The sequence below is a fragment of the Aeromonas sp. FDAARGOS 1416 genome (assembly GCF_019048085.1).
Lineage (GTDB): Bacteria > Pseudomonadota > Gammaproteobacteria > Enterobacterales > Aeromonadaceae > Aeromonas > Aeromonas veronii.
Genome location: NZ_CP077301.1, coordinates 603,245 through 629,226 on the forward strand (window position 1 = coordinate 603,245; position 25,982 = coordinate 629,226).

At 53.3% G+C, this 25,982-nt stretch carries 19 protein-coding genes; 13 read left to right on the forward strand and 6 right to left on the reverse strand.

Annotated features, from left to right (window positions below; translation table 11 throughout):
• The first annotated feature begins 8 nt into the window (after positions 1–8).
• From rfbC to I6L46_RS02825, 10 genes are all read left to right on the forward strand, one after another.
• Complete coding sequence (gene rfbC / locus I6L46_RS02780; protein ID WP_216977334.1) at positions 9–548, forward strand: dTDP-4-dehydrorhamnose 3,5-epimerase; 540 nt, start codon at positions 9–11, stop codon at positions 546–548.
• Between the two features lie 53 nt (positions 549–601).
• Entirely contained in the window at positions 602–1,690 is a 1,089-nt protein-coding gene (locus I6L46_RS02785) for an LPS O-antigen chain length determinant protein WzzB (RefSeq protein WP_216977335.1), read from the forward strand.
• 137 nt (positions 1,691–1,827) lie between these two features.
• Positions 1,828–4,452 (forward strand): SLBB domain-containing protein, encoded by a 2,625-nt coding sequence (locus I6L46_RS02790; RefSeq protein WP_216977336.1) that lies wholly within the window; start codon positions 1,828–1,830, stop codon positions 4,450–4,452.
• Between the two features lie 73 nt (positions 4,453–4,525).
• Positions 4,526–5,491: a Wzz/FepE/Etk N-terminal domain-containing protein gene (locus I6L46_RS02795; RefSeq protein ID WP_216977337.1), complete on the forward strand. Its 966-nt coding sequence runs from the start codon at positions 4,526–4,528 to the stop codon at positions 5,489–5,491.
• A gap of 96 nt (positions 5,492–5,587) precedes the next feature.
• Positions 5,588–5,827: a hypothetical protein gene (locus I6L46_RS02800; protein WP_108613095.1), complete on the forward strand. Its 240-nt coding sequence runs from the start codon at positions 5,588–5,590 to the stop codon at positions 5,825–5,827.
• A 90-nt stretch (positions 5,828–5,917) separates the two neighbouring features.
• Complete coding sequence (locus I6L46_RS02805) at positions 5,918–6,589, forward strand: YjbF family lipoprotein (protein ID WP_216977338.1); 672 nt, start codon at positions 5,918–5,920, stop codon at positions 6,587–6,589.
• Entirely contained in the window at positions 6,586–7,332 is a 747-nt protein-coding gene (locus I6L46_RS02810; RefSeq protein WP_216977339.1) for a capsule biosynthesis GfcC family protein, read from the forward strand. Before I6L46_RS02805 ends, I6L46_RS02810 begins: the two co-directional genes overlap by 4 nt.
• Positions 7,332–9,407, forward strand: coding sequence for a YjbH domain-containing protein (locus tag I6L46_RS02815; protein WP_216977340.1), 2,076 nt, complete (start codon positions 7,332–7,334; stop codon positions 9,405–9,407). The genes I6L46_RS02810 and I6L46_RS02815 overlap by 1 nt, the downstream gene beginning before the upstream one ends.
• A 121-nt stretch (positions 9,408–9,528) precedes the next feature.
• The gene (locus I6L46_RS02820) at positions 9,529–11,268 is read left to right on the forward strand and encodes a PglL family O-oligosaccharyltransferase (protein ID WP_216977998.1); all 1,740 of its coding nucleotides are present in this window, start codon (positions 9,529–9,531) and stop codon (positions 11,266–11,268) included.
• Positions 11,269–11,874: 606 nt separating this feature from the next.
• Positions 11,875–12,285, forward strand: a complete 411-nt coding sequence (locus I6L46_RS02825; RefSeq protein WP_005344269.1) for an H-NS family nucleoid-associated regulatory protein — start codon at positions 11,875–11,877, stop codon at positions 12,283–12,285.
• 537 nt (positions 12,286–12,822) lie between these two features.
• On the opposite strand, the gene I6L46_RS02830 is transcribed toward I6L46_RS02825, so the two are convergent.
• From I6L46_RS02830 to nadK, 6 genes are all read right to left on the reverse strand, one after another.
• Entirely contained in the window at positions 12,823–14,187 is a 1,365-nt protein-coding gene (locus I6L46_RS02830) for an efflux transporter outer membrane subunit (protein ID WP_216977341.1), read from the reverse strand.
• A gap of 2 nt (positions 14,188–14,189) precedes the next feature.
• Entirely contained in the window at positions 14,190–16,169 is a 1,980-nt protein-coding gene (locus I6L46_RS02835) for a MacB family efflux pump subunit (protein WP_216977342.1), read from the reverse strand.
• Positions 16,166–17,329, reverse strand: coding sequence for a macrolide transporter subunit MacA (gene macA / locus I6L46_RS02840; protein ID WP_216977343.1), 1,164 nt, complete (start codon positions 17,327–17,329; stop codon positions 16,166–16,168). Before macA ends, I6L46_RS02835 begins: the two co-directional genes overlap by 4 nt.
• Before the next feature lie 250 nt (positions 17,330–17,579).
• The gene (locus I6L46_RS02845; protein ID WP_216977344.1) at positions 17,580–18,470 is read right to left on the reverse strand and encodes a manganese-dependent inorganic pyrophosphatase; all 891 of its coding nucleotides are present in this window, start codon (positions 18,468–18,470) and stop codon (positions 17,580–17,582) included.
• A gap of 321 nt (positions 18,471–18,791) precedes the next feature.
• Positions 18,792–20,456 carry a DNA repair protein RecN gene (gene recN / locus I6L46_RS02850; RefSeq protein ID WP_216977345.1) on the reverse strand — a complete coding sequence of 555 codons (1,665 nt, stop codon included), beginning with the start codon at positions 20,454–20,456 and terminating at the stop codon, positions 18,792–18,794.
• Positions 20,457–20,706: 250 nt separating this feature from the next.
• On the reverse strand, positions 20,707–21,591 hold the full coding sequence (gene nadK, locus I6L46_RS02855) for an NAD(+) kinase (RefSeq protein WP_005338038.1): 885 nt from the start codon (positions 21,589–21,591) through the stop codon (positions 20,707–20,709).
• 291 nt (positions 21,592–21,882) lie between these two features.
• On the opposite strand from nadK, the gene grpE reads away from it, so the two are divergent.
• The 3 genes from grpE (at position 21,883) to dnaJ (ending at position 25,929) form a co-directional block, all read left to right on the forward strand.
• Positions 21,883–22,458, forward strand: a complete 576-nt coding sequence (grpE, locus tag I6L46_RS02860) for a nucleotide exchange factor GrpE (RefSeq protein ID WP_005338036.1) — start codon at positions 21,883–21,885, stop codon at positions 22,456–22,458.
• A gap of 298 nt (positions 22,459–22,756) precedes the next feature.
• A complete protein-coding gene (dnaK, locus tag I6L46_RS02865) occupies positions 22,757–24,685 on the forward strand; it encodes a molecular chaperone DnaK (RefSeq protein WP_216977346.1) in 1,929 nt (642 codons plus the stop codon).
• Positions 24,686–24,786: 101 nt separating this feature from the next.
• Positions 24,787–25,929 (forward strand): molecular chaperone DnaJ, encoded by a 1,143-nt coding sequence (gene dnaJ, locus I6L46_RS02870; protein WP_005338032.1) that lies wholly within the window; start codon positions 24,787–24,789, stop codon positions 25,927–25,929.
• The last annotated feature ends 53 nt before the right edge of the window (positions 25,930–25,982 follow it).

Below are 25,982 nucleotides of genomic sequence, written 5' to 3' on the forward strand. Positions count from 1 at the left end.
GTCTGCCCATGAAATTTCGCCCTACTGCACTGGCAGAGGTGATGATATTGATGCCAGAAACATGGTTTGATCAGCGCGGTTATTTTCGTGAGTGTTTTCGTCAAGCCGAGTTTGAATATCATTGCGGCCACTATCATTTTGTCCAGGACAATATGAGCCATTCACTGGGCGGCACCTTACGCGGCCTGCATTATCAACGGACTCATCCCCAAGGGAAATTGGTGCAGGCACTCAATGGTTGTATCTTTGATGTAGCAGTGGATATGCGTCCGACCTCGCCAACCTATGGCCATTGGGTGGGTCATATTCTGGATGCCGCCTCGGGCGAACTTATGTGGATACCACCCGGGTTTGCCCATGGTTTTTATGTGCTCAGCACCTGCGCAGATGTTTTTTATAAATGCACCGATTATTATCTGCCGGGTGATGAAGCGACTATTCGATGGGATAGCGAACATCTGGCGATAACATGGCCGTTATCTGATCAATTTCCCTTGCTGCTATCTGATAAAGATCGCCTGGCGACCGATTTCATCGATATGCCTTAGTACTATTTACAGTTGTCAGTCATTTTAATATAGATATTCGAGAGAGAGAAAAAATGAGTGAGAAAACACCGGTTATTCCTAGCCAATGGGTGCAAGCACCCGCATCAGACGAGATCGATCTGCGAGAGCTGCTGCTGGTGCTGTGGCGTCAAAAAGCATTGATATTGTTGGTAACCGGTGCGTTTGCTGTTGCGGGTATTTTTTACGCCATGACTGCGCGTCAGGTATGGACTAGTCATGCCCTTATTTCGGAGCCGTCAATATCTCAAGTAGCGGCACTACAATTGGCTGTGGATAAAATACAAACAATAATGTCCAGCTACGGGCACCCTCCATCGGCAGCCGTATTTTCCTCGCTTGAGCAAGGCGCTATTTATAAAAGTTTTATTTCAGCATTTAATAGCATGAATAATAAGCGGGAATTTTTGACACAAGAAGGTGTCTACGCGGCCGAAATAGAGAGAGCAGGCGTATCTGATAAGCGCAGTGAACTTGTGTTAATGAGTGAGCTAGCTGATTCCATATCTGCTAAGGCTCTGGATAAAACAAGCCAAGATATAACTTTAAATGTCTCTGCTGAAACTCCTGCGCTTGCTCTGCAGCGACTGAAAAAATATATTGAATTTGTTCAACAACAGCAACTCAAACGCAAAAATGCAGAATTACAATCCATATGGCAGAATAGAATAAAAACGCTGGCTGCACAATATGACAGTGTCAAAACTGATACCTTGTTGAAAAGGCAGGAAGAGCTTCAGCGGGTTAGATATAGTTTGCGTATCAGTAAGGCGGCCGGTGTAGATGTGCCTCTTGAACGGATCGATAGCCAAGAAATTTTCAATATTCAGCTAGGTGCTAAAGGGTTAGCTGAAAAGTTGAGCATATTGAATGAGATTAAAGACCCTGAACTGCTTAACCCTGAATTAGGGAAGATTCGTCTGCAATTAAGTAGTTTAAAGGCATTGAAACTTCAAAATGTTGAGTTTGCATCGTTTAACATGATCGACTCACCGGAAGAACCGTTTACCCGTGACAACCCAAAACGTCCTCTAATTATTGTATTGGCAACCCTGCTGGGGGGCATGTTAGGCGTTGCGATTGTGCTGGTACGGCATGCCTTTCATCGACCAGAAGGGGCATGATGTTTTTGTTTGAGCATAGAGTTTGAATGCTATTCACTTGGATATGACTTCGTTAGTGCTTAATGCTACCATGCCGCCGTTTTTGCTCATGGTTATCATGGTGTTTATTTTTATGGGTATTGGGTGGAATAACTAAAATGAAACAAAAGGGATTGCTTCTCTCACTGGCTTTGATGGGCTTGCCAGTTATGGCTGCACCACAAATCACGCCTGAGATGATGGCAAAATTTAAACAATTATCTCCTGCCCAGCAGCAGGCGCTGGCTGCTCAGTATGGTATCGACTCGTCCCAATTGGGAGGGAGTACCAGCCAAAGCATTGTCACTCCGGTCAAAACTGCTCCTGTAGCTGCTCCACGCGAAGTGGATTACAGCCAAGAGTCTCAGCGGCCTTTGGTTGCAGGCGTGGCACAAGAGGGTGTGTTGCAGCCTTTTGGTTATAGCGTTTTTGCCGGGGAACCGCTCACCGATGCGCCCGTAGTGGATATGCCGGTTGCGGACGATTATGTCATGGGCCCAGGTGATGAGATCCGTGTTCAACTCTATGGCAAGGAGAATACGAGTTATACCCTGGCGATTGGCCGTGAGGGATTTATCGATTTCCCTTCCCTGGGCCCTATTGCCGCCAGTGGGCAGACTTTCCAGCAACTACGCAGTGAACTGGAAAACCGGATCAAAGAGCAAAAAATCGGTGTAGAAGCGTTTATCAGTTTTGGTGCTCTACGGACCATGCAAGTTTTTGTGATGGGCGATGCCTATCGCCCCGGCGCCTATAACGTCAATGGAATGGCTACCGTGACCCAGGCTCTGCAGGCTGCGGGTGGTATCGATACTGTGGGGTCGCTGCGCAAGATCCAGGTCAAGCGTGCAGGGCAAAAAGTGATCGATGTCGACCTCTACAAAATGTTGGTCTGGGGCGATACCAGCCAGGATATCCGTTTGCGTTCCGGTGATACTGTGTTTATCCCTGCTAAAGGTAGTGAAGTGAGTATCGATGGTTTGGTTAAACGTCCTGCTATTTATGAATTGAGTAGTCCCGCAGCCCTGGTTAATGTGCTTGGGTTGGCGGGCGGCATGAAGGCTGCTGCACTCAAAGAGGTTTCGGTGACCCGATATGGCGAAACCGGGATGCGGGTATTTAACCTGAACTTGTCAAATCAGCATGATCGCCAGTTTGTCGTGCGTGATGGTGACAAGGTCACGGTCAAGCCGAGCAGCACCGAATATAGTCAAGCGATTGTGGTAAAAGGTGCCGTAGTTCGTGAAGGTGTTTTCAGCTTCCAGCCGGGAATGCGGATAAGTCGTGTGTTGCAAAGTGCTGACCGCGATCTGACATCGGTCACTGACTTGAATTATGCCTTGGTTGTGCGTGAGGTGGATGCGCAACGTAATATCGAGGTGCTGCAATTCAATCTGGGCCGAGTGTTGCAAATGCCGGGTGGGGAAGACGACATTCGTTTGCAGCCGAGGGATCAGGTGCTTATTTTCAGCAATGATGCAACCGATCGACTGAAGCAGCTGGCGAGCACTCAGAGTTCGTCGACAAGTATTGACAATCAGGCTAACCAACGCATGGAGCAACAAGTCAACGCTGTAGACGACAGTACAGGTGCCGATGTTAGTCGTGCTCAACTGACTAAAGAAGATAAGATGACTTTGGCTAGTGTGTCTAATACGACCAAGACTGGGGCGTTAGTTGGTGCCTCTCGTCAAGCTTTGCTCGCTCCGGTTATTGAACGTTTGAAAGCTCAAGCAGCACAAGGTAAACCGGTACAGATTGCTGAAGTGCGTGGTGAGGTTAAATATCCGGGGGTTTATCCCTTAACGTCCTATAGTCGAACTCATGATTTGATCATGGCTGCTGGCGGGTTTAACGAACAGGCAAATGTGATTGAGTTATCTCGCGTGAGTGAGCGAGGGAATGATATTGCAATTGAAAATCAACGTCTGGATTTGGCAACTGCAAATCGGGTAACCGGTTCGCCATTGGTGCAATCAAAAGACAGTTTGAACGTATTGCCTCATCCTCAGTGGCGTGAAGAAGCAACTGTACAGATGTTTGGCGAGGTGAAGTATCCGGGAACTTATACGGTTCGTCGTGGAGAAAGTTTGCATGATTTGATCCAGCGTGTTGGTGGTATTACCCCCTATGCCAATCCGAATGGTTCTGTCTTTGCCCGTGAAGCACTGCGTAAACAGGAAGCAGAACGAATCGCGTTGCTGCGTGATGAGCTAAAGCAAGAGATCGCGACGATGACACTGCGTCGTCAATCCAGTATCGCTAACTACAACAGCTCGCCTGCAGAGGCGATGACGGTGGTTAATCAACTGGAAAACAGCAAGGCTGTCGGTCGCATGACCATCGATATGCCGGCGATTTTGTCTGGAGACAAGCAGGCTGACGTGATGCTGCAAGATGGTGACAAGCTGTATGTGCCTGCGTTACAAAATGTGGTCTCTATTCAGGGGATGGTGCAATTCCCCTCCTCGCACGTTTACGACGGTAACCTGAGTGTTAATGATTACTTGAGCCGTGCCGGGGGAACCAAGAAACAGGCTGATACCGACCGTATCTACGTGATCAAAGCAAATGGTAGTGTAATGCTGCCTGGTGATAGCTGGTTTGGTAGTCGCAAAGGCCTAGAGCCAGGGGATACCATAGTGGTACCGGTTGATTCTGATTATCTGGATAACCTGAGTATCATGACCTCTGCAACACAGGTCCTCTATCAACTGGGTGTCGCGTGGAGTGCAATCAAGTAATTGCATCGTTTATTTGGTCACCCATTCAGTCAGGTGGTGAAGGTCACCTGACTCTTCTGAGATCTGGTTTGTTATGGCACAAGTAAAAGAATATCCTCCTTTAACCTTGGCAATGAACGGAGGGAAGGAAGATGAAATCGATTTGCGTGAATTATTCGCGGCGCTTTGGCGTGGTAAGTGGTGGGTAGTCGCCAGTACCTTGGTTGGTGCGGTTATTGCTGTCATTTTTGCACTCTCTCTGCCAAATATTTATCGTTCAGAGGCTTTGCTTGCCCCATCTACGGAGCAGCAAGGAGGTGGACTTGCTGCAATGGCTGCCCAATTTGGCGGTCTTGCTAGCTTGGCTGGTGTCAATCTCAGTGGTGGCGGTGGTCAGGACAAGACGGCTATTGCGGTCGAAATTGGGAAATCCCGCCAATTCTTAAGTCACTTTATCCGCCAACATCAGTTGGAAGTGCCGTTGATGGCTGTTACCAAAACAGACAAGGCGACCGGTAAATTGGTGATTGATGAAGGTGTCTACGATGTCGCCGGCAAAAAGTGGGTGCGTGAAATGCCTCTTGGCAAGTCCGTGGAACCAACAGATTGGGAGCTGGTTAAGGCATTTCGTGAACTTGCCAGTATTAATAAGGATGCCAAATCAGGGTTGGTGACGGTGGCGGTAGAGTACTACTCCCCCGAGTCTGCGAAGCAATGGGTTGACTGGTTAGTGGCCGACCTCAACGAGGCCATGAAGCTGCGTGATCAAGTTGATGCGACGCGTAACATTACCTATCTCAAAGCACAGCTTGAGAAAACTCCGGTCGCAGATATGCAGAAGGTGTTCTATCAACTGATAGAGGATCAGACCAAAACCTTGATGTTGACTGAAGTGAATCAAGAGTACGTTTTTAAAACCCTTGATCCTGCCGTGGTTGCCGAGGAAAAGGCAAAACCCAAACGTGCGTTGATTGTAGTATTGGGGACGCTGCTTGGCGGAATGCTAGGCGTTATGATTGTATTGGTTCGCCATGGAATCGGTCGTTCACCTCATCATTGATAAGAGGGCTCATCTGAGCGACTCACACTGGCTAATTGCTCTGTTTCAAGATATCCTGTTAGTACTTTAAGTCATGTTTAAATAAGGAAATTTGTAATGAAAAAATCAGCGTTGACTCTGGCTGCTATGTTGGTTCTCTCTTCAAATGCATTTGCAGCTGAAGAAGTTGCAGGTACTGCGGCTGGTTCCACTGGCGTAGCAGGTACTGCCGCTGTAGGTACTACCACTCTGGTTGCTGTGGGCGTTGGTGCTGCGGCTCTGGCTGCTGTTGTTGTTGCTAATGCCAATGACGACTCCACCAGTACCAGCACTAACACAACAACTGCTACTAAATAAGTTGTTTGATATTGTAATAAGGCTGCCACATTGGCAGCCTTATTTTTGTCGCTTTGCAATTATTTTCCCATTCCACTGAGTAACCCATCTATGTTTTCTCTTCGTTTGTTTATGTCTTTGGGGTTATTACTCTTGAGTGGCTGTTCCGCCACCAGTTCAGATACCTATGCAACTCTCCGCTATGCCCTTTTGGGACTGGATGATGTGGAGGTTACGTCTGAAAAAATACGTAAATTACCTTATGCGAGTGCCTATCTGCGAGTGGGTGATAATCCACAGGCATTGATAGTGCTTGCGTTTGCAGATCCTGATGGTTCATTGAGCTGGGTGAGCTCTGATAATAAGCTTTTTGTTACCAAATCAGGTCGACTGCACAAGACGGTGGGTTTGGAAAATGATCTCTATTTAGTGGCATCATCCTGGCCTGATCCATTACAAAAAATGGTAAATTTACCCGATATATCTTTGAACCTGGATGCTATGTCTTGGCAGTATACTGCAGAATGGGAAAATGATTATGTGAGTGGATATAACATGCGGGCTAAGTTTATATCTGCTGTTCCAGAAAAGTTGTTAATCCTTGATAAGTCACATGATGTTATGTTGATTGACGAGTTAGTCAGTGTTGGACATGACCAGAACTCTTGGCATAATTACTATTGGTTTGAGCCTAGTACAGGCAGAGTATTAAAAAGCCTGCAGCAATTGGGGCCGGAATTGCCGGTGATTGAAATGACAATATTAAAGCCGTACGCATTATGAAAAGATATCTGACGATCGGTCTCATACCATTTTTTGCTTTGGCTCAAGCTGATGTAAACGTGATTTTTGAGCGTCATGCTACAGCGAAGATTGAGTTGCATGATGGTTCCAGACTTGCAGACCTGTTATTTAATGTTCAATTACCAGATGATATCTATTGGCGTACTGCACAAATTGCGAATGAAAAGACCATAGCGGAATTTCAGATGACTAAAGAGCAATTGCTCAAGGATATTAAAGCACTTCAAGTACTTTGGATGCGAGCAGGTGACAAGGGTTCATTGATCCAGTCAACGCAACAGTTACTACAAGAGCTGGACAAAGTTCCTGTCAGTGGCCGTTTGTCAATCGCATTAGATCCTGCCAAGTCCAGAATTGACCCGCATGGTAATCCACTATTAAAAGGGCAGTACACCCTTTTCCTTGCTTCAAGGCCCGATTTTATCTACTTCGTGGGACTGATTAACGGTCGCAGTAAACAGCCACTTCAGCCTGGTGCCAGTTTGGCAAGCTATTGGCAGGATTACCGCTTGTTGGCTGGCGCTGCGCAGTATGAAGCATTTCTGATCCAGCCTGACGGTTCTATCAGCCAGGTTCCTGTTGCGAATTGGAACAAACTGCATCGTGAACCTATGGCGGGTGCTACGCTCTTTGTCGGTTTTGATCCCCAAATCCTTCCAGAGCAATATAAAGATATCAATATTCGTATTGCCAGTCTGCTTGCTAATCGAGTACCAGAATAATGCTGCCTAAATTGAAATATATTGCGATCTTTGTTTCAGGAGCTGTTTGTGCTGCAGAGTCTGTTATTGATCCTTATGGTCCTTCACAAGGTGATTTCGGTGGTGTGGGTCTGCTTCAAATGCCTACCGCACGAATGGCTAAAACAGGTGAGTTCAGTGCCAACTATGTTGATAATGACCAATATCGTCGATGGTCTATCTCTGCGCAGCCATTTGACTGGTTTGAAGCAACACTGAGATATACCGATGTAAGAACAAAAAAGTACAGTCCCTACGAAGATTTTAGTGGTGATCAAACTTATAAAGATAAAGGGATGGATTTCAAGTTCCGCCTTTGGCAAGAATCCAACTATCTGCCACAGGTGTCACTGGGCTTTAGAGATCTAATGGGGACTGGTCTCTTTGATAGTGAATTTGTGACGGCTAGCAAACGCTATGGCCCTTTTGATTTTACTATCGGTATCGGCTGGGGAAATATGGCCGAAAGTGATAATATTAAAAACCCATTTTGTGAGTATAAAGATAGCTGGTGTCAAAGAAATAATAGCTTCTCTGGTAATGGTGGTAAGTTTGAGTTTGATAGCTTGTTTCATGGGCCAGCAGCACTCTTTGGCGGTGTTGAGTATCAAACACCATGGCAGCCACTCAGGTTGAAGCTGGAATATGATGGCAATGATTATAGCAAGGAGTTCGCTGGCCATATATATCAAGATTCACCTTGGAATGTCGGGGCTGTGTACCGAGTTTTCGAGAATATGGATAGCCATCTAAGCTGGCAGAGAGGAAACACCTTGATGTGGGGGGTGACTTTTCGGACTAACTTTAATGATATGAAACCCGTTCATATTGATCAGCCGAGACCCATTTATCAGCCTGACCAAGTTCCAGCCACTATGACTGATGTGAAGTGGAAGGCGCTAACTGACGATTTGAAAGAGAACGCTGGTTGGCAGGATACAGAATTTTACACAACCACCAATTCTGTGACTGTCATCGGCACGCAGAGCAAGTATCGCGATCAGAATGAGGCGATGAAGAGAACCTCTTTGTTAGCCGCAAATTATTTGCCGGGTACGGTCGATGAGCTGAATGTTGTTGAACGTAAGGCGAACTTCCAGTTGCAAGAAACCCGCATCGATCTCCCATCTGTTCGTCGTGCCAATGTGGTACAGGTGTTGGGAGAAGAACAACATGAAAAATCGATGGTTCAGGCTGCAGGAAAAATTCAGGGAGAATCTATCTACTCATCTGAGCGCAAGTCATTTTCATACTCTTTTGACCCAGACCTAACGCAATCATTTGGTGGTGCTGAGTCTTTCTATATGTATCAGTTAGGCATTAATGCAAATGCTAATTGGCGTATAAATGAAAACAACAGTTTGCAAAGTACGCTGTTTGTTAATCTGGTTAATAACTACGATGAGTTCAATTATAAAGCTCCTCCTCCAGATGGCGCTGCCTTACCACGGGTTCGGACGTGGATTCGTGAGTATGTCGATTCTTCTAATGTATTACTCAACAACTTGCAGTTAACCCATATGCAACCACTTGCTCAAGATTGGTACGGGCAAGCTTATGGTGGATATTTGGAGATGATGTATGCCGGGGTCGGGAGTGAGGTGCTTTATCGTCCATATGGTAAGACTTGGGCTATTGGTGTTGATGCAAACTGGGTGAAACAGCGAGACTGGAACAACACCCTGAAAATGGCTGATTACGATGTGATGACCGGACATGTTACTGCATATTGGCAGTTACCATTCATGAGTAATGTCACCGCTAAAGTCTCCGTAGGTCAGTATTTGGCTGGTGACAAAGGTGCTACATTCGATTTCTCAAAACGGTTTGATTCGGGTGTTGTCTTGGGGGGGTATGCAACATTTACCAATGTTTCTGCAGACGAGTATGGTGAAGGTAGCTTTACCAAAGGAATTTATGTCACGATACCGTTTGATTTGATGTTGCTCAAGCCAACAACCGCGAAAGGAAGCATTGGATGGGTTCCTTTGACACGGGATGGAGGCCAGATGTTGAGCCGCAAGAATGGTCTTTACGGCTTGACTGAGTTGCAGTAATAAAAAGTTGCATAGAGCTAATCTTTTTTCATCAAAAAGGGCGAGCAGTTGTAAACTGCTCGCCCTTTTATTACCTACCCAAGAGATATGGCAATCTGCAGAATTATGCTAGGAATGCATGATGATTAAATACTTACGTGTTTTGTTTGGCGTACTTTTTATCGCTTATTGGTTGTTGGGCATGCATTTTTTTATGCACAACCCGGGAGGCGCAGGGCTGTATTTGCCATTTAACGCATGGGGATGGGTGTTTGCCTCGCTGGTTATTGGATTGGGGCTTTGGCAGGTGACCTTACGCCACCGTCTGCTCTCTTCTCCATTACAAGCAGCTCTATGGATAGGGGCTCTCTTGCTGCTGCTGCCAATGCTCTATCCCGGCTTTGCACTCAAGGATTATGCCATTCCCCGATTGCTGGGACTTTTTGCTGGTCTGCTGTTTTTGTTTGTACTCTATCAATGGCGCTTTGATAAGGCGCAGCGTGATCGCTTGCTCTATCTCATCCTGACTGCGATCGCGATGGAGGCATTGCTGGGTCTGGTTCAGTTCTACCTCTTAACGCCAGGTAACTGGATTGGTTATGACACCAAGGCCAATCGCCCATACGGGATCTTTCAACAGCCAAACGTGATGGCGACGTTTATGGCAACTGGCCTTGCCCTTGCTATCTGGCTGGAATTACGCCAAGAGGGTGGTCGATTTCTGATGGCGTTGCGCTATGGCGTCATTCTATCTGCAACACTGCTGCTCATTGTTTTGCAATCTAGAGTTGGGCAGTTAGGCAGTCTGCTAGCACTGTTTTTACTGATGCCTCAGCTTTATCGACAGCGACTGCTATGGCGGATATTGGGTCTGGTTATTTTGGCTGTAGCGATTGGTCTGTTATCACAATATTGGCTGGCTGGAGCAAAGCGCGGATTAGAGATCTACCAGTCCGGTGGTATGCGCTCTATTTACTGGCCCTATGCTGCCAAACTGATTGCACAGGCTCCCTGGAGCGGTTGGGGATACGGCAGTTTTGAATCTGTTTTTCTCCATCACTATATGGCTGATAAAGCGCTGAATCCGTCCATGGTGCAGATTGAGTACAATCTTGACCACCCCCACAACGAGTTTCTCTATTGGGCTGTTGAGGGCGGTATTGCACCCATGGTCGGCATGGTGATCATGGGGGGAGCATTATTATGGCGTCTGGCGAGTGTGCGTTGGGTAAATGCCATGGGACTGCTTGCTCTGGTTACACCGATATTGCTTCATACCCAGACGGAATACCCGCTCTACCATGCGATCGTGTTGTGGTGGCTGTTGCTGACGCTGATTTATATCATCGATACCGAAATTGAGGAGACCAACCTGGCGAGTCAGGGTTTCTCATCATGGTGGGATATGGAATGCCGCCCATGGCTGTTACTGCGATTTATGGCGATCGCTATCCCGCTGCTGGTTGTTCCCTTTATGCTCACAGCAATTCACACCGCATGGGTAGTCACCAAGTACGAAAGAGGTGGGTATAAAGAGCCGACCTTGCTACTTGAGATCATCAATCCCATGGCTTGGTTGACCCGAGTCGAGTTTGATGTGAACTCGGTTCGTCTGATGGTGGGTCTGCAGACAAACAACAAGACAGAACTGGCAGCTTATCTGGAGTGGGGGCGGGCATTCGTACGCCATACACCGCGTGCCAACATATACGCCAATATGGTGATCGCGCTTAATGCATTGGGTCGTACAGAGGAAGCCAATGCGATGCGGGCAGAAGCACTTAAGCTCTATCCAACCGAGCCCCTTTTAACTGGGTCTGCTTCACAGGCAGTGATTACCGGTGTTGATCAATCAGGCAAGAATATAACCAAAAATAAATAGTGCTATTTGGCTACATAGAAAGCCAGCCCTTAAAAACGGCTGGCTTTTTTATTGTTTACCTTCTGGACTGCCAGTATCCGAACAGTCTGTTTTCGAACGCACACGTCTGTCAAACGGGCTATGAAAAGCATATTTGAAATGTCATGCGTTGTTCTCAACTAATTGATTAATATGTAATTTTATTGGTGGTGCCGAATGGGTTGATAGTCAGTTGGGATATCCCCTCATCATCGGGGGACGGGACAGGATCTAGACATGTTCATTGCTAAACAGATAGGCGTAGTCTTGTCACATGATGTTGAACGTATGGTAGAAGTGTGCGTTCAGGCTTATAAGTTAGGTTACCGAGTTAGTTTTGTTGGATGCTGAACTGGAAATTAATGAGTCTTGAAATACCGATGTTTCTTGAACACAAGATGGTAATCACCTCTCTACCCAGAAGATCTGCATTCCAGCCAGTTTGTTATTGATAGTGGCAAGCATTCGATCTTGATGGTGAAATTTAAGAAAAAAAGAACGTTAATATAGAAAAACTGTATGTTCTCGCGAATTGTCCATGCTATTCTGAAACGGTATCCCTGTAACCGACTTTTTTGTGAGGAAATAATGAACGAGTTTCTGAAAGTTCTGCTGAACATTCGCAGTCTGCGTGCGGCTATTCGTGAGCTGCCGTTTGAGCAACTGCTGGAAGCTAAAGAGAAGTTTGATCTGGTTTACCAAGAGCGCGCCGATTCTGTTGAACAGGAGCGTGCTGAACAGGAAGAGCGTCAGCGCAAGCTGAATGAATTCACCGAAATGCTGCAGCAGGCTGGTATTGATCCTCGCGAGCTGCTGGCGACTGCCGCTGCTCCGGCTGCTGCGACTGGCGCTGCCAAGAGCAAGCGTGCTCCGCGTCCGGCTAAATACAAGTACGAAGAAGATGGTCAGGAAAAAACCTGGACCGGTCAAGGCCGTATGCCGAAAGCCATTGCTGCTCAAGTAGCACTGGGTAAAGACCTGAACGATTTCCTGATCTAATTCGTCAGGTTCAGAGATTGAATAATGCCGCCCTTGGGCGGCATTATTTTTTGCCTTTTCACTCGTGGTTATCCAATCCGCCTCTCCATCCAACTGTTATCAACATCCTCGCTTGTATCCTTTTTACCGTCGTTTCACAGCACTGTTACTTTGCTCAATATCACTCATTGTTTGCGATTAATTTTGTCGTGCAGGATTAACTGCGTGATATCGCTTTTTGTATGCGTCGTGCAGATATGCGCTTCGGATATGTCTCTCATGATTCACGGGGCGCCGCTTGGCAAGAGCCGAGCTCTCTGCTGATGGAATATCCGGTAACCGTTATCTCCGATCAGGGGGCGTGAGGGATAGAGAGAGTCGCAAAGTATGGCCGGGATATTCAGGGTCGCCGATGCATGTAATTGGCTGCGCTGCCATGACTGCCCCTGATAATGGGTAATGAAGTTCGGCAGCAGTGTGGGAGAGGAAATTCGGTATGGTCTATGGCGATGATATTCCCCACTCTGTAGGCAGAGTGGGGAATAGCCAGGTGAAGCGCTATCGGGGCGTCACACTATCGCTGCCACCCAGGGCGCGATAGATTTTGGCTGTGGTGGTGAGCTGCTCTTTTTGCTGGGCCAGCAGGCTCTGCTGGGCATCCCACAGTCGGTTCTGCTCATCAAGCCAGGCTTGCACGCCGGTCGCACCCGCCTGGAAGCGAGCCTTGGCCAGTCGTTCGGCCTCCTGGGCATAACTCAGTTGTTCCTGCAGATAATCGAGTCGCTGCTGGCCATAGTGGCGTGCGGCCAGATTGTCTTCCACCTCCACCAGTGCGGTGTAGAGCTGTTTGCGAAACTCGGTTTCAGCAATCTGGTAATCCAGCTCTGAGCTTTCGATGGCGAGCTGGGTGCGGTTGTATTCAAGGAAGGGGAGGGCGAGGCTGGCTCCCAGCGTACCTACCGGATTTTGCAGCACCTGCGCCAATCTATCGGATGCGGTGCTGGCGCTGCCGGTCAGGGTCAGGCTGGGGTAGAAGCTGGTGCGGATCTCGTCCCCCTTTGCCAGCGTCTTGCGCAGCCGCAATTCGGCCGCTTTGACATCGGGGCGGCGAGCCAGCACATCGGCTGGAATACCCACCGCAAGTTCAGGAATGCTCTGCTTTGCAAGGGAAGCGGGTGCATACTCCAGCGGCCCGCTGCTGCGGCCCAGCAACAGACGCAGGGCATTGCGAGCCTGCTCCCGCTGCGCCTTGAGTGAGGCCAGTTCAGCCTGTTTTCCTGCCAACAGTTGGCGTGCCTGCGCCAGATCGAGCCGGGTGATGGCTCCTGCCTGGTATTTGGTCTGGGTCAGTTGCTCGGTTCGGGTCAGGTTGGCCAACTGCTGTTCTCCGAGCGCGATGGCAGAGCCGAGATAGCCAAGCTGCCAATACTGCTCCAGGGTATTGCCGATCAGCAGCAGTCGGGTGCTGGCGAGATCCTGCTCGCTTGCCGCCGCCTCCCAGCTTGCCTGATCTCGCACCGAGGCAAGCTTGCCCCACAAATCCACTTCGTAACTGAGGCTCAACGAGGGGCCCAGACTGTTGGTGTCTTTGCCGGTTTTCAGATCCTTGTTGCCACTGGCTGCGATAGTGCCATTGACCGAGGGGGTGAGGTTGGTATCGGCCTGCTCGGCGCCCAGTCTGGCGTTTTTGAGCTTGAGGGCCGCCACATGCATGTCCGGGTTAGCGGCCAGAACCGCCTCGACCAATTTGTCGAGCTGGGGATCATGAAATTCCCGCCACCAAGGGCTGGCTTGCGCAGCCAGTTGGGCGCCCTCTGCTTGTTGCCATGTGGGGGCGATCGCCAGCTCGGGTCTTTGATAGGTGCTGTGCTGACTGCAGCCGCTGAGGGCCATAGAGAGAGCCAGCCAGGAGAGTTTGTGCATTGTTATTCCCTCGCCAGTGCAACAACAGGGTCGAGCCGCGCCGCATTGCGTGCCGGCAGGTAACCAAACAGGATCCCGATGAGTGACGAGCAGCCAAAGGCCATCAGGATGGAGAAGAGCGAGAACTGCATCTTGATGGAGTCCACCAGCAGTGAAAAGAGCGCGCCAATGCCTAGCGAGAGGCCAACGCCAAATATCCCCCCCAGCAGGCTCACCATCACAGCCTCAATCAGGAATTGCTGCAAAATATCTGACTGGCGGGCGCCCACGGCCATGCGAATGCCGATCTCGCGGGTACGCTCCACCACCGACACCAGCATGATGTTCATCACGCCCACTCCGCCGACGATCAGCGAGATCACTGCGATGGCCGAGACCATCAGGGTCATGGTGGCGGTGGTTTTCTCCACCGATTTGATGATGCTGTCGCTGCTGAAGGTGAAGAAATCCTTCACCCCGTGGCGCTTGGTGATCAGCTCGATCACCGCCTGCTCGGCCAGTGCCGGTTGTACCCCGTCCTTGACCCGGATGGTGATCTGGCTGAAGTGGTGCTGCGAGATGAGACGACTCATCACCGCGCTGTAGGGCAGCCAGATATTGACCGACTGGCTGGTGGGGCCGAAGCCGGTCTCCTGCGAAACTACACCGACAATCCGCACCGGCAAGGTGCCGACCAGTACTACCTTGCCTACAGGATCCTCCTTGCCAAGCAGGCTGGTGATGCTCTTCTTGTCCACCACGGCGACGGCGGCACGCTGCTGGATATCTTGCCACTCCAGTAAGCGACCACTGACCAGCGTCATCCCTTTCACCTTGAAATAGTCGTTACCGACCCCGGTCACGTTGCCGCTGTTGGTCTTGTTGCGGTAGCGCAACTGCCCTGAGCTGCCGATCTCGGGGCTGGCGCCCGCAAGATAGGGTTGCCCCAACAGGGCATCGAGGTCCCCCTTGTTGAGGGTCTGGATGCTGGCCATCTTCTCATCGCCCCATCCTTTACCCGGGAAGATCTCGATGGTGTTGGTGCCCATCGCATTGATCTGGTCGATCACCTTGGCGCGCGCCCCCTGACCAAGAGCGACCACGCTCACCACGGCGGCGATGCCGATGATGATGCCGAGCATGGTGAGGAAGGTGCGCATCCGGTGGGCGAGCATGGCATGGATCGCCATCCGTCCCGCTTCCCGATAGCGATCCCAGTCGTGGCCCATGGCACCTTTAGTGGGCACTATTTTTTGAGGGGCTGTGGTTGTGGCGGTGGTTGGAGCCAACACGGCCGTTTGGCAGGGGCCGCTATCTTGTTCAATCTGACCATCTTTGAGAGTGATGATACGGTCGGCATGGCTGGCCACGTTCATATCGTGGGTGACCAGAATGATGGTATGGCCCTGAGCGTGCAGCTCCTTGAGGATCGCCATCACCTCCTTGCCGCTCTGGCTATCCAGTGCGCCGGTCGGTTCATCGGCGAGGATCACTTCGCCACCATTGGCCAGCGCCCGGGCGATACTGACCCGCTGCTGTTGACCGCCGGAGAGCTGACCCGGGGTATGGTGGCTGCGATCGGCCAGACCCAGTCTGCCCAGCAGCTGACGTGCACGTGCCTGGCGATCCGGGCGACTGGTGCCGGCATAGACGGCTGGGATCTCCACGTTGGCGGCGGCATCGAGGTGGGGCAGCAGGTGGTAGCGTTGAAAGATAAAACCGAAGTGGTGGCAGCGCAGCCGGGCCAGCGCCAACACATCCATGGTGGCGGTGTCCTGACCGCGAAACAGATACTGGCCGCTGCTTGGGCTATCGAGACAACCCAACAGGTTCATCAGGGTCGACTTGCCGGAGCCGGACGCGCCGACAATGGCGATCATCTCTCCTGCCGTGATGGTGAGGTCAAGAGGGTGGAGCACGGTGACTTCGCTGTCGCCGCTCTGGTAGCGTCGCTCGACCCCTTTCAGCTGGATCAACGGCAGCTGGTTCAGGGGCTCACTCATAGCATCACCGCCATCTCATCATTGTCGGCGGGGGCTCCGTGATTGAGCTGTACCTCCTCCTTCTCACTCAGCCCGCTGATCACCTCAATGCGGATCTCATCCTTCATACCTGTCTTGATATGGCGGGTGTCGGTTGTTTCATCGTCCTTGATCACGGTGACTTCATACTCGTTGTCACCCAGCGACTTGCCGAGAGCGGTTTGCGGCACAGTGAGCACCTGCTTGCGCTCGCCGAGCACTATGGTCACCTGGGTGGTCATTGCAACCCGCAAGGTATGGTCGGGATTGGGCACATCGAACAGGGCGTAGTAGTAAACGGCCGCATTGTTGGTGGTGGTGCCTGTGGTAGCCTGATCGTTGATGTTGGTAGGCGCTAACTCCACGGCGCGAAGCGTACCCTGATAGCGGGTGTCCGGATCGCCAATCAGGGTGAAATAGACCGGCATGCCGGCTTTGACCTTGGTGACATCGGCTTCGGAGATCTGCGCCTTGACCGTCATGGTCTCGAGGTTAGCCAGCTTGAGTACGGTCGGCACCGTCTGGCTGGCAGCCAGGGTCTGGCCCTGACGGGTCACAATGCTGATGACGGTGCCATCCATCGGCGCCAGGATCTTGGTGTAGCCCAGCTCGGTCTTGGCCCGATCAACCTTGATCAGGGCGTTGTCGATATTGGCCTGGCTGTTTTGCAGTTCGGCGCGGGTGACAGCCAGCAGTGCCTCGGCACTCTCCAGATCGGCCCGTGAGCTCGCCTCCTGCTTGAACATCTGTTGCTGGCGCCGCCAGGCGAGCTCGTTCTGTTTGAGTTGTGCCTGCTTGATCTTGAGCTGGGCGCGGTTGCTGGCAAGCTCCGCCTCGGCCGTCTTGAGGTTGTTCTGGGCAATCAGGGGATCGATCTCGGCCAGCAGGTCTCCCTGCTTGACCTGATCACCAGCCTCGACGGCCAGCTTGGTAACCTGACCGGAGACCTGGGCCCCCACATCCACCTGCTCCACGGCCTGCAGCACACCACTGGCCAGTACAGTTTGGGCAATATCCTCGCGGGTCACTTGAGCGGTCAGCATCGCCTTGGGTGGTTGACTGGGCCAGAGCAGCCAGCCGAGGAGCACCACGGCGATCAGCATGGTGATGGCCAGTGTTCTCTGCTTGGGGGTTATGTTCATCGATCACCTGAATGGAAACGGAAAAGGTTGTGCGCGGCGAATATCCTGCAGCAAAGCCCTGATAAATAACAGCCGCAAATATGTAAGCAAAGTTATGGCGTTAACTGTCAATAAGCCGTGAAAGGAGTAAGCGAGAGACCGCAGTGGTGAGCAAGATGATCAGCAAAAGGATGGGGAGTGCGGCTGGCGGTGGCGATGAAAAAGCCCTGCGCAGAGGCAGGGCTTTGGAATAGGTGATGGCGAGGGAGGATCAGGCCTTGGCCAGCAGATCCATCACCCAGGGCAGACCCTGCTTCTTGCGGCTGACAAAGCCCGGGTGGTAGCTGGACTCGGCCGGTACTTTGGCGTGCTCGGTAAAGTAGATACGGCTGGCAGCCGCAGTCAGGTCAGTCACCATCAACACGAAGAAGTCGAGCCCTTCGCTCGCCACGCGCTGGGCCATCTCCTGCTGCAGGGCTGGCAGGTGCTCGGCCAGCTGCTGTTCGCTGCCCACTTCGATCTGGCTCATGATGAAGCTGCAACCTTCCGCCTGGAACGCTTTCTCATCCTGCTGCAGCAGTTGAGCCGGAGTCAGGCCGCTCAGGTCGGTTTTCGCCATCAGCAACTGTTGGCCGAATTCGGCCAGCGATACTTCTGCCAGCGGTGCCAGACGCTCACAAGCGATCTTGTCCTGCTCGGTGGTGGTCGGTGAGGTGAGACAGAGGGTGTCGCTCATGATGGCACCCAGCATCAGGCGAGCCTGGCTGCGGGTCACGGTACCTTGCTGGCTCAGCAGATCGAAGGCGATGGTGCAGGTACAGCCGACGGCCCGGATCCACGCATCCAGCGGAGACTGGGTGACCAGGGTACCGAGACGGTGGTGATCCACCAGTCCCAGTACATTGGCCTGGGAGAGGGTAGCGGGGCCCTGCTCCAGATCACTGAAATCCACCAGCCAGACATCTTCACCGGTCAGATCTTTGGTCAGCAACTCGGGTTCGCTGACGCCAGCCTGCTCCAGAATAAAACGGGTTTCAGTGCGCAGGTCACCCAGACGCCATGGGGTGGCCTGACGGCCCTGGCCATTGAGCCAGTCGGTGATAACCAGCGCACTGCAGATACTGTCGCTATCAGGATTCTTGTGACCAAAAACGTGGATCATAGACAAAGCCTCACAATTGGATACCCATAAAGGGGGGCAACACTATGCGAAATCCGCCACATGAAGGCAACCGGATCCACGCCCATGTTGCTGCCAGCTTCGCCTAACTCGCCATTTTATTGATCTGGGTCGGTAATCCTGACGCGAGTTCAGTTATCACAGTTGGCTATTGGCTATTGGCTATTGGCTATTGGCTATTGGCTATTGGCTATTGGCTATTACTGGCTGCGCAGGCCATAGCTCTCGCCTGTGCCTGCGCAGTCAGCATGTTCGGTCAGCGCTATCAGTCGCCATCGCTGCAAATTGGCTTTATCACCTGATTCATCGACGCAGCAGCTCGCGGGCATTGGCCAAGGTGTTGTCGGTGATCTGGTCGCCACCGAGCAGGCGTGCCAGCTCGTTGAGACGGGCGGTCTCATCAAGGGCACTCATTTGGGTTTCGGTGGTTTTGCCATCGGTATGCTTGCTCACCACCATATGCTGGTGGCCGTTGCCTGCCACCTGAGGCAAGTGAGTGACCACCATCACCTGAGTGGACTCGCCGAGCTGGCGCAGCAGGCGACCCACCACGGCGGCAGTCGGGCCGCTGATCCCCACATCCACTTCGTCGAAAATCAGGGTCGGGGTGGAGACCTTACGAGCACTGATCACCACGATGGCAAGGCTGATACGCGACAGCTCGCCACCCGATGCAACCTTGCCAAGCGGCTGGATGGGCTGACCCGGGTTGGTGGTGACCATAAATTCGACCCGATCGATACCCAGTGGTGACAGGCTGCTCTGGGCATCGGGGCGCACTTCGATGGCAAAGCGGCCATCGGGCATCGCCAGTTCGTGCATGCTGCTGGTCACCTTGGCGCCCAGCTCCTGGGCGTAACGCTGACGGCTCTGACTCAGGGCTTCGGCGGCCTGGACAAAAGCCTGACGGGCCTCGGCCAGCTCATCTTCCATCCCCTCTAACCGTTCTTCATCGGAGTTGAGGCGAGCAAGATCAGAGGCCAGCTCCTGATGGTGCTGGGCCAGATCTGCCGGTTTGACATGGTGCTTGCGGGCCAGATTGATCGCCTTGGAGAGGCGGGCCTCCAGCTCGTTAAAACGCTCGGGATCCAGCTCCAGCCGATCGAGGTAGCTGCGAAGTTCGCTGTGGCTCTCCTGCACCCCGATCAGCGCTTCATTCAGCATCTCCAGTACCGGGTTGAGGCGGCTGTCCATGCTGACCAGCCCCTCGGCCCGATCGACGGCCGATTGCAGCAGCCCTGCGATAGTGGTCTCTTCGTTGTCATAGAGCAGATCGAGGCAAGCGCCGCACTCCTGCATCAGCTCGGTGCCGTTGGCGAGACGCTGGTGCTCCTCCTCTATCTCTTCAAACTCCCCCGGCTGCAGGGCGAATTCGTCCAGCTCCTGCACCTGATACTCGATCAGTTGGCGACGGGCCTCCCGCTGCTGCTGCTCGGCCTTGAGCCGGTTCAGCTCGTTTTGCAGTTGGCGCCACTGCTGATAGTGCTGGCGCACCTCGTCGAGCAGCAGATGGTGACCGGCATAACCGTCGAGCAGAGCGAGCTGGTAGTCGGGTTTGAGCAGCATCTGGTGGGCATGCTGACCGTGTACGTTGACCAGCAGCTGGCCCAGATTCTTGAGCTGGGTGAGGGGGACGGGCACGCCGTTGATATAGCTGCGTGAACGCCCCTCGGCTGAGATGACTCGCCGGACGATACACTCACCTTCGTTTTCCAGCTCGTTGGTGGCGAGCCAGGCGCGGGCGGCCGGGTTGTTGTCCAGCAGGAAGCGGGCGCTGACCTCGCTTTTGTCGCTATCGGGTCGCACCATGCCCGCTTCGGCCCGCTCTCCAAGGCAGAGACCGAGAGCGTCGATGGCGATGGATTTACCGGCGCCGGTCTCACCTGTGATGCAGGTCATGCCCGGTTGCAGATCGAGTTCGAGAAACTTGACGATGGCGAAGTTGTTGACGGTCAGCTGGGTCAGCATGGTCTCATCCTGTATAGGTCAACATTACTGTGTATGTATCCAGTATATACTGGTCTTATATACAGTAAAGAGGGCTCCGTTATTTTTAACAAAGGAAAGCCGCGCCAGTGCGGTATAGCTATGAGAATGCTGTGCTGACTATTGGCGCGCGGTACTGATAGGAGAGTGCAGGGGACGTTGCCACAAAAGAAAAGAGAAGGGCGCCAATTCAGGCGCCCTCTGTGGCAATACCGTTGTCGGTCTGCGCCGATTAAAACAGCTTGCTGCCCCAGCCGAGCTTGTTGCGCAGCACGTGGAAGTAGCTGTAGTCGAGCGGATGCACCAGATGAAGCTGATGGTGGCTCTTCTTGATGAGGATCTCGTCCCCCGGGTGGACAGCAAGCGTCACCTGACCGTCACAACTCACCTGCATGGCATCGTCCTGATTGTCCGGCGAGACCAGCAGCCGCACTTCGCTGTCGGCATCGAGTACAATGGGGCGACTGCTCAGGGTATGCGGGAACATGGGCACCAGCGTGATGGCATTGAGCTTGGGGGTGAGGATGGCGCCGCCCGCCGACAGGGAGTAGGCGGTCGAGCCCGTCGGTGTGGCGACAATGATGCCATCCGAGCGCTGGCTATACATAAAGCTGCCATCGATATAGACCTCGAACTCGATCATATGGGCAATCTTGCCCGGGTGCAGTACCGCCTCGTTGACCGCCAGATTGCTCGACTTGCGCTCGCCGTGGCGATAGACCGAGGCTTCCAGCAGGAAGCGGTGTTCGCTCTTGTAGTGGCCGGAGAGCACCTGCTCCAGTGGCAGCAGGTAATCCTGCGGCGAGAGATCGGTCAGAAAGCCGAGGTTACCCCGGTTGACCCCGATCACTGCTACATCGAAGCGTGACAGCACCCGCGCCGCCCCCAGCATGTTGCCGTCGCCGCCGACCACGATGGCGAGATCGGCCTGCTGGCCCAGTTGCACCAGATCCATCACGTTTTCATCGAGGATGCTCAGGGTCTGGGCGACCCGGCTCTCCACCAGTACCCGAAAGCCGCGGGCGGTCAGGTATTGATGCAGGCCGGTCAGCGTCTGGTTGGCCCCCTCATGGTGGGGTTTGCCAATCAGGGCGATGGTTTTGAACGGAGAATCCATAGTCAGTCAGATCTGGGATGGGTATTGCGGGCCAGTATACAGTGCTTTGCTCCGCTTGTGACGCTCTCCCGTGTGACGGGGCCGGCTATCCCCTTGAGGCTACTGGTTAAACGGTGAGCGGTAACCCGGATAAACCGACGGTTGCGGCTATTCAGCAACCCTGATTGTCCTTTACCCCTTGAAAGCCGGGGATGCATCCCCATAATAGCGCCAGCATAGTCGGTCTGTTGTCGTCCGGTCGCTCAACCAGACGTCAGGGCCCTCATAAGTAACCCCGGAATTGGAGATGTCATGAACCACGAAGAGCAAAAGGTTGAAGCGATGGAGCAAGTGGAAGCCCAGCCAGTCGAGCCGACCGATGTAGACAGTGAAGTGACAGCCGAGCAGGCCCGCATTGCCGAACTGGAAGCGCAGCTGGAAACCGCCATCCAAAAAGCGGCGGAAGAGCGTGAACGCGCCCTGCGTACCGCCGCCGAGATGGAGAACCTGCGCCGTCGTACCGAGCTGGATGTGGAGAAGGCGCACAAATTCGCGCTGGAGAAGTTCGCCAATGAACTGTTGCCGGTGCTGGACAACCTTGAGCGTGCCATCGAACTGGCCGACAAGGAGAACGAAGCCCTCAAGCCAATGATCGAAGGTGTCGAGCTGACCCTGAAATCCATGCAGAGCGGCGTGGCCAAGTTTGGTCTGGTAGCGCTCGACCCGATCAACCAGCCGTTTGACCCCAACGCCCATCAGGCGATGAGCATGGTACCGAGTGCCGATGTGGCCCCGAACACCGTCATTGCAGTGATGCAGAAGGGCTATGACCTCAACGGTCGGGTGATCCGTCCTGCCATGGTGATGATCGCCAAAGCGGTCGACTGATTGGCTGTGGGTGCCCGAGCCCGCCCTGTGGCGGGCTTTTTGTTTCGCAGTGCAGCACCTGCTCATCTTGCCCGGTTTTACGGCTCAACGTGACCGCGCAACCATGACAAAGGGTGTGGTTTTTTAGGGTTGGGGCTTGAAGCTGCGTCTGGCGACCCCATATAGGTAGCAAGGCCGCGGCGGCACAAAAAATTTGATGCCGGGAGCTTGAAAGCCAGATTGGCAGCCCCCACCTAGCCGTTAACGCATTAAGGCGAGTTCCTCGCCAGTTTATTCAAAGTATTTGGAGATTCGTCAAATGGGTAAAATCATCGGTATTGACCTGGGTACTACCAACTCCTGCGTCGCTATTCTGGATGGCGACACTGCTCGCGTGATCGAGAACGCAGAAGGCGATCGTACTACTCCGTCCATCATTGCCTATGCCGATGATGGCGAGATCCTGGTTGGTCAGCCGGCCAAGCGTCAGGCCATCACCAACCCGAAAAACACCCTGTTCGCCATCAAGCGTCTGATCGGTCGTCGTTTTGAAGATGAAGAAGTGCAGCGTGACCTGAAAATCATGCCGTACGCCATAGCCAAAGCTGACAACGGCGACGCCTGGGTTGAAGTGAAGGGCAAGAAAATGGCACCGCCGCAGATCTCTGCTGAAGTGCTGAAAAAGATGAAAAAGACCGCCGAAGACTATCTGGGTGAGCCGGTAACCGAAGCCGTTATCACTGTTCCGGCCTACTTCAACGACGCCCAGCGTCAGGCTACCAAGGATGCCGGTCGCATCGCCGGTCTGGATGTAAAACGCATCATCAACGAGCCGACAGCTGCTGCTTTCGCTTACGGCGTGAACAAGGTCAAGGGCGAGCGCAAGGTTGCCGTATATGACCTGGGTGGCGGTACTTTCGATATCTCCATCATCGAGATCGACGAAGTGGAAGGCGAAACCACCTTCGAAGTACTGGCGACCAACGGTAACACCCACCTGGGTGGTGAAGACTTCGACAACCGCGTCATCAACTATCTGGTAGACGAGTTCAAGCGTGAGCAGGGCATCGACCTGCGCAACGACCAGCTGGCTCTGCAGCGTCTGAAAGATGCCGCCGAGAAAGCCAAGATCGAGCTCTCTTCTGCCCAGCAGACCGACGTCAACCTGCCGTACATCACTGCCGATGCCACCGGTCCGAAGCACATGAACATCAAGGTAACCCGCGCCAAGCTGGAATCCCTGGTGGAAGACATGGTGAAGGACTCTCTGGAGCCGGTTCGTGTCGCCCTGAAAGACTCCGGTCTGGCAGTTGGCGAGATCGACGACGTGATTCTGGTTGGTGGTCAGACCCGTATGCCGCTGGTTCAGAAGACCGTTGCCGAGTTCTTTGGCAAAGAGCCGCGTAAAGACGTCAACCCGGACGAAGCAGTGGCCATGGGTGCTGCCATCCAGGGCGCCGTACTGTCCGGTGACAAGACCGACGTTCTGCTGCTGGACGTTACCCCGCTCTCCCTGGGTATCGAAACCATGGGTAGCGTGATGACTGCGCTGATCGAGAAGAACACCACCATTCCGACCAAGAAGTCCCAGGTGTTCTCCACTGCCGAAGACAACCAGTCTGCCGTGACCATTCACGTGCTGCAGGGTGAGCGCAAGCGCGCCAGTGACAACAAGTCTCTCGGCCAGTTCAACCTGGAAGGCATCCGTCCGGCACCGCGTGGTCTGCCGCAGATCGAAGTGACCTTCGACATCGATGCCAACGGTATCCTGCACGTCTCTGCGAAAGACAAAGAGACCAACAAAGAGCAGAAGATCACCATCCAGGCCTCCTCTGGTCTGTCTGATGACGAGATCGAGCGCATGGTACGCGAAGCCGAAGCCAACGCAGCCGAGGACAAGAAGTTTGAAGAGCTGGTACAGGCTCGCAACCAGGCTGATGGTCTGGTCCACTCCGTACGCAAGCAGATCACCGAAGCCGGTGAAGCCCTGCCTGCCGACGACAAGGCCAAGATCGAAGCCGCTCTGAGCGAGCTGGAAGCGGCCATCAAGGGTGACGACAAGGCTGCTATCGAAGCCAAACAGCAGGCTCTGCTGGAAGCGTCCCAGAAGCTGATGGAGATTGCCCAGCAGCAGGCTCAGGCCCAGGGTGCAGCCGGTGCTGATGCCGGTCAGTCCTCCTCTTCTGCCAAGGCTGACGACGACGTAGTCGACGCCGAGTTCGAAGAAGTGAAAGACGACAAGAAGTAAGCCCTACCCAGATGGGCGGAGTCCGCTTCGCCCATCGGCTTGGTCAATGAATTCACGGGCGTTGGGTAACCAACGCCCGTCTGCGTAACCACAGGATGAGTATGTCGAAGCGCGATTTCTACGAAGTACTGGGTGTGGCGAAAGATGCCGACGATCGCGAGATCAAGAAGGCGTACAAGCGCCTGGCCATGAAGTATCACCCGGATCGTAACCAGGGTGATGCCGCATCCGAAGAGAAGTTCAAAGAGGTCAAGGAAGCCTACGAGGTCCTGACCGATGCCAACCTGCGTGCCCGTTACGACCAGTACGGCCATGCCGGTGTCGACCCGAGCCAGGGTGGTGGTGGCCACGGTGGCTTTGGCGGCGGTGCCGACTTCGCCGACATGTTTGGTGACGTATTCGGTGACATCTTCGGCGGTGGCCGTGGTGGTGCCCGTCGTGGCCCGGCCCGTGGCTCCGACCTGCGTTACACCATGGAGCTGACGCTGGAAGAGGCGGTACGCGGGGTCTCCAAGGAGATCAAGGTGCCGACCCTGGTTCACTGTGAAGTCTGTAACGGCTCCGGTGCCCACACCGGCAGCAGTGCCCAGACCTGCCCGACCTGCCACGGCTCCGGCCAGGTGCAGATGCGTCAGGGCTTCTTCGCGGTGCAGCAGGCGTGCCCGCACTGTCACGGTCGCGGCAAGATCATCAAGGATCCGTGCCGCAAGTGTCACGGTGAAGGTCGCTACCAGCGTACCAAGACCCTGTCGGTGAAAATCCCGGCGGGCGTCGATACCGGCGATCGCATCCGTCTCTCCGGTGAAGGGGAAGCGGGGGAAGCGGGGGCTCCGGCAGGTGATCTCTACGTACAGGTACACGTCAAAGAGCACGAGATCTTCGTGCGTGACGGCAACAACCTCTACTGCGAAGTGCCCATCAGCTTCACCGCAGCCGCCCTCGGTGGCGAGATTGAAGTGCCGACCCTGGATGGTCGCGTCAAGCTCAAGGTCACTCCGGAGACCCAGACCGGCAAGATGTTCCGCATGCGCGGCAAGGGCGTGAAGTCAGTACGCTCCGGCCAGGTAGGGGATCTGATGTGCAAGGTGGTGATCGAGACTCCGGTCAACCTCACCGAGCAGCAGAAAGAGCTGCTGCGCCAGCTGGACGAATCGTTTAGCGGTGCCGCTGCCAAGACCCACAAGCCGAAATCGGAAGGCTTCTTCGAAGGGGTGAAACGCTTCTTCGACGATCTGACCAGCTGATTTCAGCGACCCGAATAAACAGAGCCGGCCTTGTGCCGGCTCTTTTTTGCCCG